Below are 14,042 nucleotides of genomic sequence, written 5' to 3'. Positions count from 1 at the left end.
GCGGGAAATCACGCGCGCTGCGAGGCGGACGCGAGCCATCGCACCAAGGGCGCGTGAAGGCGGGCGTCAGTATCCCTGCGCGTCCAGCAGCGCGTCTTCCTCTTCCTCGGCTGTCGCCTTCTTCCGCTTGCGGGCGGGGGCCGTACGACGGCGGGACGGAACCGCGGCGTGAATGGTCCCCGCTGCTTCGGCCTCGTCTTCCTCGGCGTCGATGGCGGCGTTGCGGGCCTGCTGCCGCGCCGCGTAGCCGAAGCCCACGAACATCAGCACGCCGAACGCGAACCATTGCAGCGAATAGGACAGGTGCGTGCCTTCTTCGGTGGACGGTTTCGGGAACGCCACCGGCATCTCAGCGGCCGCGGGCGTCTCCGAGGCGAGCTGGCCGTAGGCTCCCGTCAGCACCGGGTAGCCGAGCTGGGCCGCGTAGGTGGGGAGGTCGATGGACGCCAGCTGACCTGCAGGTGCGCCGCGGTTCAGCTCCGGTTCCGGATGCTTCAGCCGGACCACGGCTGTCACTTCGCCGGAGGGCGGCGCGGGAACCGAGTCCGGGCTGCCGGGGTTATTGTTGCCGATGGGCAGCCACCCACGGTCGATGATGACCGTTTCGCCGGTGGCCAGCTTGAACGGAACCACCACTTCGTAGCCCGGCTGGCCGTTCAGGGGGCGGTTGCGCACGATCCGCTGGCCGTCGGTGTCGTAGGTGCCCTGCACCTGCACCTGCGTCCATTCCTTGGCTGGATCAAGCTGTGAGAACTGGTCCCGGGCTGCCGCGAAAGGAATGGGGGTGGCGGAATAGTTGCTGACAACGCGATTAATCTCGGCGAGGGTTTCGGCGCGCCGGTCCATCTGCCAACGGCCCAGGAACACGCAGGCCGTGGCAAAGATCGCGGCCAGCAGCAGATAACCCAGCCATTTGCTGGAGAAGAGAAAACGGTACATTCAGTTGTCCTGCTCCAAAATGCTGTCCGTACTGCCGGGCTGAAGGGGCAGGGTTTCCTTCCACAGGCCGCGGGTCTGCAGGTAGTCCTCGAGCCAGCCGCGGTGGTCCTCGCAGGCCAGCCACGTCTTCCGGCGCTCCGGGGTATGGATTTTGGGGTTGTTCCAGAGCAGCTGCCAGGACGCTCCGGAGCGGCACGCCTTCCGGGAGCAAAGCGCGGAGTCTGATGCTGCCGGGCTGGTTCCGGCGGCGAAATCAAAAATACTCACGGCCCCTGCCGCCCCTCTCCGATGTCCGGTTCGTCGTCGTCATTAATAAGCTCGCCCTGCAGCACCTCGGAACCCTGTTCCTCATGGCCCGTTGGCGGCGGCGGCGCCTCCAACTCGGCCAGCGGCGCTGAATCCAGTAGCGCTTCACTGTGCTCTTCGGCCATGTCGCTGCCGTTGGCAATGACTACCGCGATCCACGGCAGGAACACTGCACCGGCCACGGCGATGATCTTGAGCCAGCCGTCCAGGACAAAGATCATGACCAGGCACACCATGCGGATGCCCATCGCCAGCGCGTACTTGACCATGCGCCTGCGAATGTCCTCGGAATGGGATTCCGCGGCATCCGTAATGCTGTGGACTTCCGCGTCCTCGGAGAACCGGCCGGGTTCTCCGGGCACCGAACGTCCCGCGTGGTTTTCAAGGGTCACAGTGGTTTCTCACGCTCCAAAGGCTTGCCTCAATTCTCTCACCATCGGCAGTGGCACCCAAACCCGGGCGGGCCCGGGCGCTAAGATCGGAGGCAGCCAAATTCCACCTTCCTACCGCGGTGCATCCCGCCGCAGAATTCCGGAGTTCCTCCATGACTGAAGCAGTTACCGCCCCCCGCAGCGTCCTGATCACCGGCGGCAACCGCGGGATCGGCCTGGCCATCGCCAAAGCATTCCTGGCCAACGGGGACAAGGTGGCTGTTACCTACCGCAGTGAATCGGAACTGCCTGAAGGAATCCTGGGAGTGAATGCCGATGTCACCGATGAGGCATCCGTGGATGCGGCGTTCAAGGAAGTGGAAGCAGCCCACGGTCCCGTCGAAGTGCTGGTGGCCAACGCCGGCATCACCAAGGACACCCTCCTGCTGCGGATGAGCGAAACCGACTTCACCTCCGTCATCGACACGAACCTCACCGGCGCGTTCCGTGTCATCAAGCGCGCGTCCAAGGGCATGATCCGGCTGCGCAAGGGCCGCGTGGTCCTGATCTCCTCCGTCTCGGGCCTGTATGGCGCCCCCGGCCAGATCAACTACTCAGCGTCCAAGGCCGGCCTGGTGGGCATCGCCCGGTCGCTGACCCGCGAACTCGGTTCCCGCGGCATCACCGCAAACGTCGTCGCCCCCGGCTTCATCAACACGGACATGACGGCTGAACTCCCTGAAGCCACCCAGAAGGGTTACCTGGCCAGCATCCCCGCCGGCCGGTTCGCCGACGCCGACGAGGTGGCCAACGTGGTGCGCTGGATTTCCAGCGACGAAGCGTCCTACATCTCCGGCGCTGTCATCCCGGTTGACGGCGGTTTGGGCATGGGGCACTGACCTTCGAACCCCACGCGGCTGCCACCAGCGGTCCGGCGCTTCTTTGTGGGACCCGGACAACGGAATCACCAGGTCGCGCTGGCATGATGGAGTTCAGAGCCGCTTCACTTTAGACGTTTCAAACAAAGGAGCCCAGATGGGACTGCTGGACAACAAGACCGCCATCGTCACCGGATCATCACGCGGAATCGGCGCTGACGTAGCGAAGATCCTCGCCGGAGAGGGCGCCGCCGTCGTGGTCAACTACCGCCAGAAGGCACCGCGCGCCAACAAAGTGGTCCAGGGCATTGAGGCCGACGGCGGCCGCGCCGTGGCCGTGGGCGCCGACCTGACCACCCAGGAAGGTGTGCAGGCGCTGGCCTCCGCTGCCATGGAGAACTTCGGTTCCCTGGACGTCCTGGTCCTGAACGCCTCGGGCGGCATGGAAACCGGCATGGGGGAGGACTACGCGCTCAAGCTCAACCGCGACGCACAGCTCAACATGCTCAACGCCGCTGTGCCGCTGATGCAGGAAGGCTCCCGCGTTGTCTTCGTGACCAGCCACCAGGCACACTTCATCAACACGGTTCCCACCATGCCCGCCTATGAGGCCGTGGCCCGCAGCAAGCGTGCCGGTGAGGACGCACTGCGGGAACTCATCCCCAACCTCGCGGAGAAGGGCATCAGCCTGGTGGTGGTTTCCGGCGACATGATCGAGGGCACCGTCACCGCCACGCTGCTGGACCGTTCGACGCCGGGCGCCATCGAGGCCCGCCGTGCCGAAGCCGGGAAGCTGTACTCCGTGGAAGAGTTCGCCCAGGTGGTGGCCGGAATGGCCACCGCTGACGTCGAGTCCGGCCACACGGAATACGCCGGGGGCGCAGACTACTTCGGTAAGAGCGGCCAGTAGTCCACTGATTCAAAAGAGGTGCCCGGCGCATTCGCGCCGGGCACCTCTTTTGAATCAGCACCCGTGGGCGGTTCAGACCCCGGCGATGTGGCGCACCGCATCAAGGTAGGGCATATTGACGGCAGAATCGGCGACGGCCCGCACGGCCGGCTTGGCGTTGAAGGCCACCCCAATCCCGGCTGCGCCCAGCATGTCGAGGTCGTTGGCGCCGTCGCCCACCGCAATGGTGTGTTCCATGGCGATCCCCTCGGCGGCGGCCCACTCGCGCAGGTACTTCTCCTTCGCCGCCCTGTCCACCACCGCACCCAGGACCTTGCCCGTCAGGGCACCATCAACGATTTCCAGTTCGTTGGCCTGCCAGTAGTCCAGGCCAAGGTCCGCTGCGATGGGCTCGAGGATCTGGTTGAATCCGCCGGAGACCACGGCTACCGGGTGCCCGGCCGCCTTGAAGGCGGCCACGAGTTCGGCGGCGCCTTCGCTGAGCTTCACTTCGTGGCGGACGGAATTGACGACGTCGGCCGGCAGCCCGGCGAGGACGGCCACCCGCGCGTGCAGGCTCTGGGCAAAGTCCAGCTCCCCGCGCATGGCCGCTTCGGTGACCGCGGCCACCTCGTCCCGCTTGCCCGCATACGCGGCCAGGAGTTCGATGACCTCCTGCTGGATCAGGGTGGAGTCCACGTCCATGATCAGCAGCTTCCGGCCGGCCGAGCGCAGGTCCCCGGGCACCAGGGCGGTGTCCATTCCAGGGATGGCGGCCCCGGCCACGGCGCTGCGGAGCGCAGCCAGCCCGGCCTCTGTGGCATCCGGCAGTTCCAGTTCCGTGATGCGCACCTGGTAGCGGTCGTCGCCGGCCGTGGATTCGGCTCCCGCAGCTGCACCGTGCTCCGCGAGGATGGAACGCAGCTGCGCCAGTCCGGTGTCGGTCAGATTTTGGCCATAGCTGACCGCAGTCACGTTGGAAGTCATGCCTGCAATCTTAGCCAGCGCAAGAATGGTCCCGCGTATTCATTGCGGAGCGCTGCCGGCCCGGCACCGCGGCCGGACACACGGCGGGGGAGCGGTCACACCGGTTATCAGTCGTCCACTTTTTTGTCCTAGTGTCTATTCCTATGAGTGATGTTCTGGAACTGGACTCCGTTAGCGTTGTCCGAGGCAAAAAGACCCTGCTGGACAAGGTCGACTGGCAGGTCAACGAAGGCGAACGCTGGGTCATCCTCGGCCCCAACGGAGCCGGAAAAACCACGCTCCTCCAGATCGCGGCGGCACGCCTGCACCCCAGCAGCGGCAAGGCCGGAATCCTCGACGAAATCCTCGGCCGCACCGACGTCTTCGAACTGCGTCCCCGTATCGGTCTGTCGTCGGCCGCGCTGGCCACCCAAATCCCGGAGCACGAGAACGTCCTAAACGTGGTGGTCACCGCCGCGTACGGCGTCACCGGGCGCTGGCGTGAAGGCTACGAGCGGGACGACGAGCGCCGCGCCTTCCGCCTCCTGAACGACTGGGGAATGGGTCCGCTGCTGAACCGGACGTTCGCCACCTTGTCCGAAGGCGAACGCAAGCGTGTCCAGATCGCCCGCGCTCTCATGACCGATCCCGAGCTGCTGTTGCTGGACGAGCCGGCCGCAGGCCTTGACCTGGGGGGCCGCGAAGAACTGGTCCACAAGCTGGGCGAACTGGCCCGGGACGAGGCAGCGCCCGCGATGGTCCTGGTGACCCACCACCTTGAAGAGGTACCCCCGGGCTTCACCCATGCCATGCTGCTGCGCGACGGCGGCGTGGTGGCGGCCGGCCCCATTACCGAGGTCCTCACCGACAAGCACCTCAGTGAAACGTTCGGACTGGCCCTGGACGTCACGGAAAATGGCGGCCGCTACGCCGCCACCGCCCGCCGCTAAGGGCTGGGCGGGACACTTACTGTGGAGATTCTTAGCAGCATCCTGGTCTTTTTCGCCGGCCTTTGGGCCGGCACCATCAACGCGGTGGTCGGCTCCGGCACGCTGGTGACCTTCCCCGTCCTCATTGCACTGGGCATCACCCCCGTTGTCGCCTCAATGAGCAATGCCATGGGCCTGGTGGCCGGCACTGCTGCCGGCGCCTGGGGTTACCGGCGCGAACTGGCAGGACGTGGCCGGCAGCTGCTGAAGCTGCTCCCGGCCTCGCTGCTCGGCGGGATCACCGGCGCCTGGCTGCTCCTCCATCTGCCGGAGAAAGTCTTCCATTACGTAGCTCCGGTACTGCTGGTCCTGGCGCTGCTCATGGTGATGTTCCAGCCCAAGCTGCAGTCCTGGGTGCGCAACCGCGAACAGAACCCCGAACATGCCGTCCGCGACCGCAGCCACGGCGTGCTGCTGGTGGTGCTCGTTTACCTGGCGGGCGTCTACGGCGGCTACTTCGTGGCCGCCCAGGGCATCCTGCTGGTAGGCATCCTGGGCGTCTTCCTCAGCGGAACCATGCAGAACGCCAACGCCATGAAGAACTTTCTGGTCCTGGGCGTCAACATGGTGGCTGCAATCTCCTACCTGCTGTTCGCCTTCGACCGGATCAACTGGCTGGTGGTCCTCCTGATCGCCGTCAGCTCCACCATCGGCGGACTCGCCGGCGCCAAGGTTGGCCGGAAGCTTTCCCCGAAAGTTCTCCGCGGCGTGATCTTCACCCTGGGCATCGTGGCGCTCGTCGTCATGGTCGCCAACCTCCTGAAATAATCTTCCGGTGCCCTTCCACTACCTTGAGTCCGCCAGCGACCCGCGGGTCAGCGACTACACCACGCTGACCGATGTCCATCTCCGCAAGCTCCGCGAACCGCGCGAGGGGATGTACATTGCCGAGTCCTCCCGCGTCCTGAGGCGGGCCCTCGCGGCCGGCCACCAGCCGCGTTCGTTCTTCCTGGCGGAGAAATGGCTCGCAGACCTCGACGACGTCTTCCGGGCCTATCCTGATGTCCCGGTGTTCATCGGCAAAGCCGCCCTCCTGGAGGAGATCACCGGTTTCCACCTCCACCGCGGAGCCATGGCCGCCATGCAGCGGCCCCGCCCCGTGCCCCTGCCGGAGCTCCTGGCCGGTGCCCGAAGGGTTGCGGTGCTCGAAGACATCGTGGACCACACCAATGTGGGCGCCATCTTCCGCTCGGCGGCCGCCCTGGACATCGACGCCGTCCTGGTTTCGCCGCGCTGCGGCGACCCGCTGTACCGGCGCAGTGTCCGCGTCAGCATGGGGACGGTGTTCCAGGTTCCGTGGGCGCGCCTGGACAGCTGGCCGGGTGACCTGCAGGTCCTCAAGGACCACGGCTTCACTGTGGCCGCCCTGGAGCTGACTCCCGATGCACTGGACGTCGACGCCGTCGCGGCCGGCAATCCGGACCGGCTGGCCCTGGTCCTGGGCACAGAAGGGGCGGGCATGAGCCCGGAGACGCTGGCCGCCGTCGACCTCGCCGTGAAGATCCCCATGCGCAACGGCGTGGACTCGCTCAACGTGGCCGCGGCGTCTGCCGTGGCATTCTGGGAACTGCGCCCCTGACGCTAAGCCGGGACCCTGCAGGTGAAGGCGCCGTGGTGCGGTTCGCAGGTGCCTCCGTGATCCGCTAGTATTGACTGCTGGCCCTCTTGTGTCTTTCGACGCGGAATCGGGCCATCCCATTCATACCTGGCAGCTGGCAAAATCCAGTTGCGCGAACAAAGGCCCCATTATGAAGTCTGATATCCACCCGAAGTACGCCGCCGTCGTTTTCAATGACCTGGCCTCCGGTACCAAGTTCCTGACCAAGTCCACCGTGTCTTCCTCGAAGACCATCGAGTGGGAAGACGGCAACACCTACCCGGTCATCGACGTCGAAATCTCCTCCGAGTCCCACCCGTTCTACACGGGCAAGCAGCGCATCATGGACTCCGCAGGCCGCGTCGAGCGCTTCAACGCACGCTTCAAGGGCTTCGGCGGCAAGAAGTAATTCTTCCACCCATAGCTTTTTGGAAAGCCCGCACCGGGAACGGTGGGGGCTTTCTTTGCGTTGGCGGCCCGTTGGCGGCGCGGGCACGCCGTACGGCAGGATGTAAACCATGAGCCATACGACCTCCACGGACCAGGACGCAGCAACAAACCCCCGCCGGCACGGCGAGTACAAGGTTCCGGGCGGCAAGCTGGTGGTGGCGGACCTTTCCGTGGCTGGCGGCGTCCTGGCAGACGTCTCGATCAGCGGTGACTTCTTCCTCGAGCCGGACGAGGCACTCCTGGCCATCAACCGGGCACTCACAGGGCTCCCGGAAACCACCCCGGCCGCAGACCTCGCAGCGGCAGTCACTGCCGCCCTGCCCGCCGACGCGACCCTGTTCGGCTTTTCCGCCGACGCCGTCGCCGTGACCGTCCGGCGGGCCCTGGCCAAGGCCACCTCCTGGGCGGACCACCACTGGAATGTCATCGCCCCCAACGTCCTGCCCACCGAAATCAACGTGGCCCTCGACGAAGTCCTTACCGAAGAAGTCGGTGCGGGCCGCCGCAACCCCACCCTGCGGTTCTGGGACTGGCAGGAACCCTCAGTGGTCATCGGCAGCTTCCAGTCCGTCCGGAACGAGGTGGATCCCGACGGCGTGGCCCGGCACGGCATCAAGGTGGTCCGCCGGATCAGCGGCGGGGGAGCGATGTTCATGGAGGCCGGCAACTGCATCACCTATTCCCTGTACCTGCCCCAGACCCTGGTGGACGGGCTCAGCTTCGCCGATTCCTACCCGTTCCTCGATTCCTGGGTGATGGCGGCGCTGGAGAAGATCGGCGTGACAGCCTTCTACGTCCCTCTTAACGACATAGCGACGGACCAGGGCAAGATCGGCGGCGCCGCCCAGAAACGGCTGGCCAATGGCGGCATGCTCCACCACGTCACCATGAGCTACGACATCGACGCCGACAAGATGGTGGACGTCCTGCGCATCGGCAAGGAGAAGCTCTCGGACAAGGGCACCCGCAGCGCCAAGAAGCGGGTGGATCCGCTGCGCCGCCAGACCGGACTGGCCCGCACAGAGATCATTGGGGCCATGATGGACGTGTTTACGGGCCGGTACGGGGCAACGCACTCGGAGCTGACCGATGCTGAGCTCGCTGCCGCACGGGAACGCGCGGCCACGAAGTTCGGCACCGAGGAATGGCTGCACCGGGTCCCCTGACCCGCTCCGCACATTGGCCTGCAGGGTCGCTGCGCACGGTCAATCCCGGCGCAGCGACCCGTGGCCGTTACGGCACGGAGGGGGCCGCATCTGATGAACCAACGACGCCGGCCTGCGCGGTAAGTGCCCGCAGCAGGTGGTTGCGCTGCTCCACGATGATCCGCCGCAGCGCACGGGGCGCATCGGCGTTCGCCTCAAGCCAGGCGTCGGTCCTGCGCAGCACTGGGTGGGCGCCGGGGTCTGCGTTGTTAGCGACGTCCTGGTCTGACGGGAACAGGCCCCGCACGATCCGGCTGGCGATCTCGATGCTGCGGCTGTCCCAGACTTCCCGCAGGCAGCCGAAGTACGGTTCAACGTAGGGTTCCAGCAGGGCCACCGGGGCGGTGCCGAATCCGGTGATGGTCGCCGTCAGGAGCTGGTTGGACAGCGCTGTGCCCTGCACGGCTTCGGCCCAGGCCGCCGCCTTCACATCCGCCTCCGGCCGGGCAGCACCGGCCGTGGCATGGCCGGCCCGTCCCGAGGCGGTGTTATCCGTCGCCAGTTCGGCATCGAGCTCCGCCGCGGATGCCTGGCCATTGGCAGCGAGGGCGTGCCAGAAGTGCCAGCGGAGTTCGGCGTCCACGGCCAGGCCGGGCACCTGTTCGGAACCGTCCAGCAGGCCCCTCAGCAGCGGCAGCAGCGAAGCGTCATGCCGGCTGAGCGTTCCCAGCGTACGCGCCCAGGCAAGCTGCTGGTCCGAGCCCGGTTCGGCCCGCCGCAACTGGGCGCCGGCGGTGCCCAGGAAGGAAGCGCGGACGGCATCGCGGCGGGATGCGGGCGTATAGCGTTCCACGGCGGTGCAGGCGTTATCGAGGATGTTAAGCAGCACGCCGATCCCGGTTTCGGACGGACCGAACGCCGCCACCGCCGTTACGTACCGTTCGGCAGGGGTTTCGCCGTCACGGGCCGAGTTCCACAGCGCAGTCCAGCACAGGGCGCGGGCCATGGGGTCACTGATCCGGTCCAGGGAGGCGAGGACCGTGGCTTCCGAGACGGGGTCGAGGCGGACCTTGGCGTAGGTCAGGTCGTCGTCGTTGACCAGCAGGAGGGCCGGCCGCTGCCGCCCGGCCAGTTGGGGGAGCTCCGTGCGGGCACCGGCCACATCCGTTTCGATGCTGCCGGTCCGTACCAGGGCGCCCTCGCTGTCGAAGTCGTACAGGCCCACCCTGAGCCGGTGCGGCCGCAGCTCGTCCCGTCCCGTGACAGGGTCCGTGGCCTCCTGGACGATGGCGGCGGAGCCAAGCCCGCCGTCGTCGTGCGCTCCCTCTGTGGTCGCTTCCAGGGCCAGCGTGGAAATCCCCGATGTCTGCAGCCACTGCCGCGCCCATTCCGAGAGGTCGCGTCCGGAAGCGGAGCTTAGGGCTTCCAGGAGGTCTGCCAGGGTGGTGTTGCCGTAGGCGTGCTTGCGGAAGTACTCCCGGGATCCGGCGATGAAGGCGTCAAAGCCCACATAGGCCACCAGTTGCTTGAGCACTGAGGCGCCCTTGGCGTAGGTGATGCCGTCAAAGTTCTGCTTGGCCGCTTCTAGGTCCGGGATGTCCGCGACGATGGGGTGCGTGGTGGGCAGCTGGTCCTGGACGTAGGCCCAGGCCTTGCGCTTGTTGGCGAAGTTGACCCAGGCGGTGTCCCAAGCGGTGGCCCGGTCCACGGCGAGGGTGCCCATGTAGTCGGCGAAGGATTCCTTGAGCCAGAGATCGTCCCACCACTGCATGGTGACGAGGTCGCCGAACCACATGTGCGCCATCTCGTGCATGAGCGTGTTGGCCCGCGCCTGGTACTGGGCGTCCGTGGCCCGGGAGGTGAAGACGTAGCTCTCCGTGAACGTCACCAGCCCCGGGTTTTCCATAGCGCCCAGGTTGTATTCGGGCACGAAGGCCTGATCGTACTTGCCCCAGGGATAGGGGTAGTCGAAGAGCCGGTTGAAGAAGTCCAGGCCGGCTTTGGTAAGCCGGAACAACTCGGCGGTGTCGAATGATTTTGCCATGGAGGCCCGGCAGTAGAGCGCCAGCGGGACGTCCAGGTGCGTGCCGTCCTCCAGCGTTCCCTGCCAGCGGTCTTCAGCCTTGAAATATGGGCCGGCCAGCACGGTGGTGATGTACGTGGACATTGGCAGGGTGGTGGCAAAATCCCAGCGTGCTGTGGCGGGGTCGCTGGTGAGCAGGGTCCTGGTGGTTTCCACGCCGTTGGATGCCACCTGCCAGGAAGCCGGGGCCATCAGGTGGAAGGTGTAGGTGGCTTTGAGGTCCGGCTGCTCGAAGTTGGCGAAGACCCTGCGCGCGTCCGCCGGTTCGTATTGCGTGTAGAGGTAGGTCTGGCCGTCGGCGGGGTCCACGAACCGGTGCATGCCCTCACCGGAGCGGCTGTAGAGGGCTGTTCCGGTGACCGTGACCTGGTTTTCCAGCTGCAGGTTGTCCAGCCTGATGCGCGCGCCGTCCACCACGTCCTCCACCGGCAGGCCCCTGCCGTTGAGGAACACGCTGTGCACGCCGCTGCCAATGAAGTCCAGAAACGTGGACGTGCCCGCTTCCGCGGCAGTAAACGTGATGACGCTGCGGGTGGTGTAGCCGGCAGCCTCCGGATCTTCGGCCTGGCGGACGTCGAGGGAGACGTCGTAGCTGGCGGTGCTGATCAGGGCCGAGCGGCCGGCAGCTTCGGCGCGGTGCAGATTCTCATGTGACACCCAGCTATCTAATCACGCTGCAAAGGCCGCCATTGCCTGCCGCGGGCGGCACGTCAACCGACGATGAGCAGGGCGGCCGCAAGGCCCAGGACTGCAATCAGCAGCCAGGATGCCAGCGCAGCCAGCAGGGCCCGCCCGCCGGTCAGGAGCAGCGTACGGATCCGCACCGCGGACCCCAAGCCAAAGAGGGCCGCCCCCAGCAGCACATCCTGCAGCATGGCCCCCGCCTCCAGCCAGCCCTCCGCCAGCCATTCGGTGGAGCGCAGCGCCACCATCGCCACGAATCCGAGCACGAACAGCGGCACTACAGGCGGCAGGCCGGCGTCGTCCCCGGATGGACGGAGGGAAATCCGGTGGTGCGCCCCCGCCAGTGCCGTCACGGGCGCCAGGAGCAGCACCCGGGTGAGTTTGACGACGACGGCGATTGCCAGGGCCGCGGGGCCGGCGGTTTGCGCCGTGGCCACCACCTGTCCCACATCGTGCACGGACGCGCCGGTCCACGCTCCGAAGACCTCGGCGCTGAGCTGGAGCGGGTGGACCAGCAGCGGCAGGACGCCGATGGCCAGGGTGCCGCACAGGGTCACCAGCGCCACCGGCAGTACGGTGTCCACGTGCCGGATGCGCCGCACCGCTGCCATCGCGCCGATGGCTGAGGCCCCGCAGATGGAGAATCCGGTGGCCACCAGCAGTGACGTCACCGGCGGCAACCTGAACAGCCGGGAGATCAGGTACGTGCCGCCGAAACTTGCCGCGACCACGGCGGTGATCAGCACCAGCGCCAGCCACCCCAGGTCCAGGACGTCGCCGATGCCCACTTTCAGGCCCAGCAGCACAATTCCGCCGCGCATCAGGTGCTTGCCGGCGAAGTCCAGGCCGGGGCGGGCCCGCCCTGCCGTCCATCCTCCGGTCACCGGCAGGTTGGCGGCCAGGACCCCAAGCACCACGGCCAGGGTCATCGCAGGAAGGGACGGCACCAGCGCGTGGATGAGGAAGGCAAGCACCAATGCAACGGCCGCGGCGGCCAGGCCGGGCAGCAGCCGCATGGCTCCCCGCGGGCGTCCCGGGCCGGGGCTGGAGGCGCTTCTGCTGACTGGCACTCACCCACTTTGCCGGAAGGAACCCGGAATGTCCGAACCGGCTGCCCGCGCCAACACGCCACAATGGAAGGCCGTTTATGAATTCGAAACAAAAAGGTGGTTGGCTATTGGGCATGTCAGACCTCTTCCAGGATTACTCCGAGGCCGCGGGCCGGACCGGAGCCTACGACGAAATGTTCGCCCCCGGGCAACAGGCCCGCCCCTCCTATGAGCAGGTGGCGGACGCGCTCCGCAAGCTCTCGCTGGCCGATGTCAGCGCCCGGGCCGACTCCATGGCGCGGACCTTCCTGGACCGCGGCGTCACCTTCGACTTTGCGGGGGAGGAGCGGCCCTTCCCCCTGGACATCGTGCCCAGGGTCATTCCCGCTGCCGAATGGGACGTCATGGAGCGCGGTGTCGCGCAGCGCGTCCGCGCCCTCGAGGCCTTCCTCAACGACGTGTACGACAAGATGACGGTGGTGTCCGACGGCGTGATCCCGCGCCAGCTGGTGACCACCAGCGCCCACTTTCACCGCCAGGTGCACGGGTTCGAACCCGCCGGCGGCGTCCGCGTCCACATTTCCGGCATCGACGTGGTCCGCGACGCCGCCGGAACCTTCCGTGTCCTCGAGGACAATGTCCGTGTTCCCTCCGGCGTCAGCTACGTCCTCGAGAACCGCCGTGCCATGGCCAAGGGCCTGCCGGAGGCCTTCGGCCAGCAGCTCATCCGTCCGGTCGAGGAATACCCGCGCCGGCTTCTCTCGGCCCTGCGCAAGACCGCACCCTCGGGCGTGGACGATCCCACCGTCGTCGTGCTCACGCCCGGCGTGTTCAACAGCGCCTACTTCGAGCACACGCTGCTGGCCGGACTGATGGGCGTGGAACTCGTTGAAGGGCGCGACCTCATCTGCCGCGGCAACCGCGTATACATGCGCACCACCGCCGGTGAGCAGCGCGTGGACGTCATCTACAAGCGCATCGACGACGACTTCCTGGACCCCCTCCAGTTCCGGGCCGATTCCATGCTCGGCTGCCCCGGACTGGTCAACGCGGCCCGGGCCGGCGGCGTCACCATCGCCAACGCCGTGGGCAACGGCGTCGCGGACGACAAACTGGTCTACAGTTACGTTCCTGACCTGATCCGCTACTACCTGAGCGAGGAGCCCATCATCGCGAACGTGGATACGTTCCGCCTCGAGGAGAAGGAAGCCCGGGAGTACACCCTGGACAACCTCGCCGAGCTCGTGGTCAAGCCGGTGGACGGCTCCGGCGGCAAGGGCCTGGTCATCGGCCCGGACGCTTCCAAGGACGAACTGGACGCCCTGCGGCAGCGGATCATCGCCGATCCGCGCGGATGGATCGCCCAGCCGGTCCTGCAGCTCTCCACGGTGCCCACGCTGAGCGGGGACAAGTTCGGCCCCCGCCACGTGGACCTGCGCCCGTTTGCCGTGAACGACGGCGACAACGTCTGGGTGCTGCCCGGTGGCCTCACCCGCGTGGCGCTGAAGGAAGGCTCGCTGATCGTGAACTCCAGCCAGGGCGGCGGCTCCAAGGACACCTGGGTCCTGGCCGATTCACCGCAGATGCCCGTGGAGTCCGTTCCGCGGCAATCCATCTCGGTCCGCGAGCGGGTCTCCGTGTGGCCCGTGGAAAGCAACTGGCGGGACCGCCAGTCGGAGCAGCAGCAGTGACCCGC

General features: G+C 66.8%; 14 protein-coding genes. 8 read left to right on the top strand and 6 right to left on the bottom strand.

Features of this window, described 5'->3' with window-relative positions; all coding sequences use genetic code 11:
• Positions 1-66: 66 nt before the first annotated feature.
• Genes AC1DBN_RS01680 through AC1DBN_RS01670 form a run of 3 tightly spaced genes read right to left on the bottom strand, consistent with a single transcriptional unit; the run spans position 67 to position 1,637 of the window.
• Positions 67-939 carry an SURF1 family cytochrome oxidase biogenesis protein gene (locus AC1DBN_RS01680; protein WP_314213015.1) on the bottom strand — a complete coding sequence of 291 codons (873 nt, stop codon included), beginning with the start codon at positions 937-939 and terminating at the stop codon, positions 67-69.
• The gene (locus AC1DBN_RS01675) at positions 940-1,206 is read right to left on the bottom strand and encodes a hypothetical protein (protein WP_091720154.1); all 267 of its coding nucleotides are present in this window, start codon (positions 1,204-1,206) and stop codon (positions 940-942) included. It lies immediately after the preceding gene.
• On the bottom strand, positions 1,203-1,637 hold the full coding sequence (locus AC1DBN_RS01670) for a DUF3099 domain-containing protein (protein WP_477722476.1): 435 nt from the start codon (positions 1,635-1,637) through the stop codon (positions 1,203-1,205). The genes AC1DBN_RS01675 and AC1DBN_RS01670 overlap by 4 nt, the downstream gene beginning before the upstream one ends.
• Positions 1,638-1,789: 152 nt before the next feature.
• On the opposite strand from AC1DBN_RS01670, the gene fabG reads away from it, so the two are divergent.
• Together fabG and AC1DBN_RS01660 are read left to right on the top strand one after the other, a co-directional pair.
• Entirely contained in the window at positions 1,790-2,515 is a 726-nt protein-coding gene (gene fabG, locus AC1DBN_RS01665; RefSeq protein ID WP_477722475.1) for a 3-oxoacyl-ACP reductase FabG, read from the top strand.
• A 136-nt stretch (positions 2,516-2,651) separates the two neighbouring features.
• Positions 2,652-3,404, top strand: coding sequence for an SDR family oxidoreductase (locus AC1DBN_RS01660; RefSeq protein ID WP_091720162.1), 753 nt, complete (start codon positions 2,652-2,654; stop codon positions 3,402-3,404).
• Positions 3,405-3,476: 72 nt separating this feature from the next.
• Here AC1DBN_RS01660 and serB read toward each other — a convergent pair whose 3' ends face one another.
• A complete protein-coding gene (gene serB / locus AC1DBN_RS01655; protein ID WP_477722474.1) occupies positions 3,477-4,370 on the bottom strand; it encodes a phosphoserine phosphatase SerB in 894 nt (297 codons plus the stop codon).
• A 143-nt stretch (positions 4,371-4,513) separates the two neighbouring features.
• Here serB and AC1DBN_RS01650 point away from each other — a divergent pair, with 143 nt between their 5' ends.
• The 5 genes from AC1DBN_RS01650 to AC1DBN_RS01630 all read left to right on the top strand — a co-directional run bounded on the left by AC1DBN_RS01650 (position 4,514) and on the right by AC1DBN_RS01630 (position 8,551).
• Positions 4,514-5,299 carry an ABC transporter ATP-binding protein gene (locus AC1DBN_RS01650; protein WP_377203634.1) on the top strand — a complete coding sequence of 262 codons (786 nt, stop codon included), beginning with the start codon at positions 4,514-4,516 and terminating at the stop codon, positions 5,297-5,299.
• A gap of 21 nt (positions 5,300-5,320) precedes the next feature.
• Positions 5,321-6,106, top strand: a complete 786-nt coding sequence (locus tag AC1DBN_RS01645; RefSeq protein WP_091720171.1) for a sulfite exporter TauE/SafE family protein — start codon at positions 5,321-5,323, stop codon at positions 6,104-6,106.
• Positions 6,107-6,113: 7 nt separating this feature from the next.
• Positions 6,114-6,917: a TrmH family RNA methyltransferase gene (locus AC1DBN_RS01640; RefSeq protein ID WP_477722473.1), complete on the top strand. Its 804-nt coding sequence runs from the start codon at positions 6,114-6,116 to the stop codon at positions 6,915-6,917.
• A gap of 169 nt (positions 6,918-7,086) precedes the next feature.
• Positions 7,087-7,344 carry a type B 50S ribosomal protein L31 gene (locus AC1DBN_RS01635; protein ID WP_015937073.1) on the top strand — a complete coding sequence of 86 codons (258 nt, stop codon included), beginning with the start codon at positions 7,087-7,089 and terminating at the stop codon, positions 7,342-7,344.
• Positions 7,345-7,453: 109 nt separating this feature from the next.
• A complete protein-coding gene (locus AC1DBN_RS01630; RefSeq protein WP_314216466.1) occupies positions 7,454-8,551 on the top strand; it encodes a lipoate--protein ligase family protein in 1,098 nt (365 codons plus the stop codon).
• A gap of 67 nt (positions 8,552-8,618) precedes the next feature.
• On the opposite strand, the gene pepN is transcribed toward AC1DBN_RS01630, so the two are convergent.
• Complete coding sequence (pepN, locus tag AC1DBN_RS01625) at positions 8,619-11,270, bottom strand: aminopeptidase N (protein ID WP_314216465.1); 2,652 nt, start codon at positions 11,268-11,270, stop codon at positions 8,619-8,621.
• 53 nt (positions 11,271-11,323) lie between these two features.
• A complete protein-coding gene (locus tag AC1DBN_RS01620) occupies positions 11,324-12,313 on the bottom strand; it encodes a YeiH family protein (protein ID WP_314216469.1) in 990 nt (329 codons plus the stop codon).
• A 167-nt stretch (positions 12,314-12,480) separates the two neighbouring features.
• Here AC1DBN_RS01620 and AC1DBN_RS01615 point away from each other — a divergent pair, with 167 nt between their 5' ends.
• Complete coding sequence (locus tag AC1DBN_RS01615; RefSeq protein WP_091720184.1) at positions 12,481-14,037, top strand: circularly permuted type 2 ATP-grasp protein; 1,557 nt, start codon at positions 12,481-12,483, stop codon at positions 14,035-14,037.
• The last annotated feature ends 5 nt before the right edge of the window (positions 14,038-14,042 follow it).

The organism is Pseudarthrobacter sp. 10T415 (assembly GCF_056394175.1).
This window is presented reverse-complemented; position numbering and strand designations above follow the sequence as displayed.

Coding starts and splice junctions, on each gene's coding strand:
- AC1DBN_RS01680 (WP_314213015.1), bottom strand. CDS start 939: ATGTACCGTTTTCTCTTCTCCAGCAAATGGCTGGGTTATCTGCTGCTG.
- fabG (WP_477722475.1), top strand. CDS start 1,790: ATGACTGAAGCAGTTACCGCCCCCCGCAGCGTCCTGATCACCGGCGGC.
- AC1DBN_RS01660 (WP_091720162.1), top strand. CDS start 2,652: ATGGGACTGCTGGACAACAAGACCGCCATCGTCACCGGATCATCACGC.
- AC1DBN_RS01620 (WP_314216469.1), bottom strand. CDS start 12,313: ATGCGGCTGCTGCCCGGCCTGGCCGCCGCGGCCGTTGCATTGGTGCTT.
- serB (WP_477722474.1), bottom strand. CDS start 4,370: ATGACTTCCAACGTGACTGCGGTCAGCTATGGCCAAAATCTGACCGAC.
- AC1DBN_RS01635 (WP_015937073.1), top strand. CDS start 7,087: ATGAAGTCTGATATCCACCCGAAGTACGCCGCCGTCGTTTTCAATGAC.
- AC1DBN_RS01630 (WP_314216466.1), top strand. CDS start 7,454: ATGAGCCATACGACCTCCACGGACCAGGACGCAGCAACAAACCCCCGC.
- AC1DBN_RS01615 (WP_091720184.1), top strand. CDS start 12,481: ATGTCAGACCTCTTCCAGGATTACTCCGAGGCCGCGGGCCGGACCGGA.
- AC1DBN_RS01650 (WP_377203634.1), top strand. CDS start 4,514: ATGAGTGATGTTCTGGAACTGGACTCCGTTAGCGTTGTCCGAGGCAAA.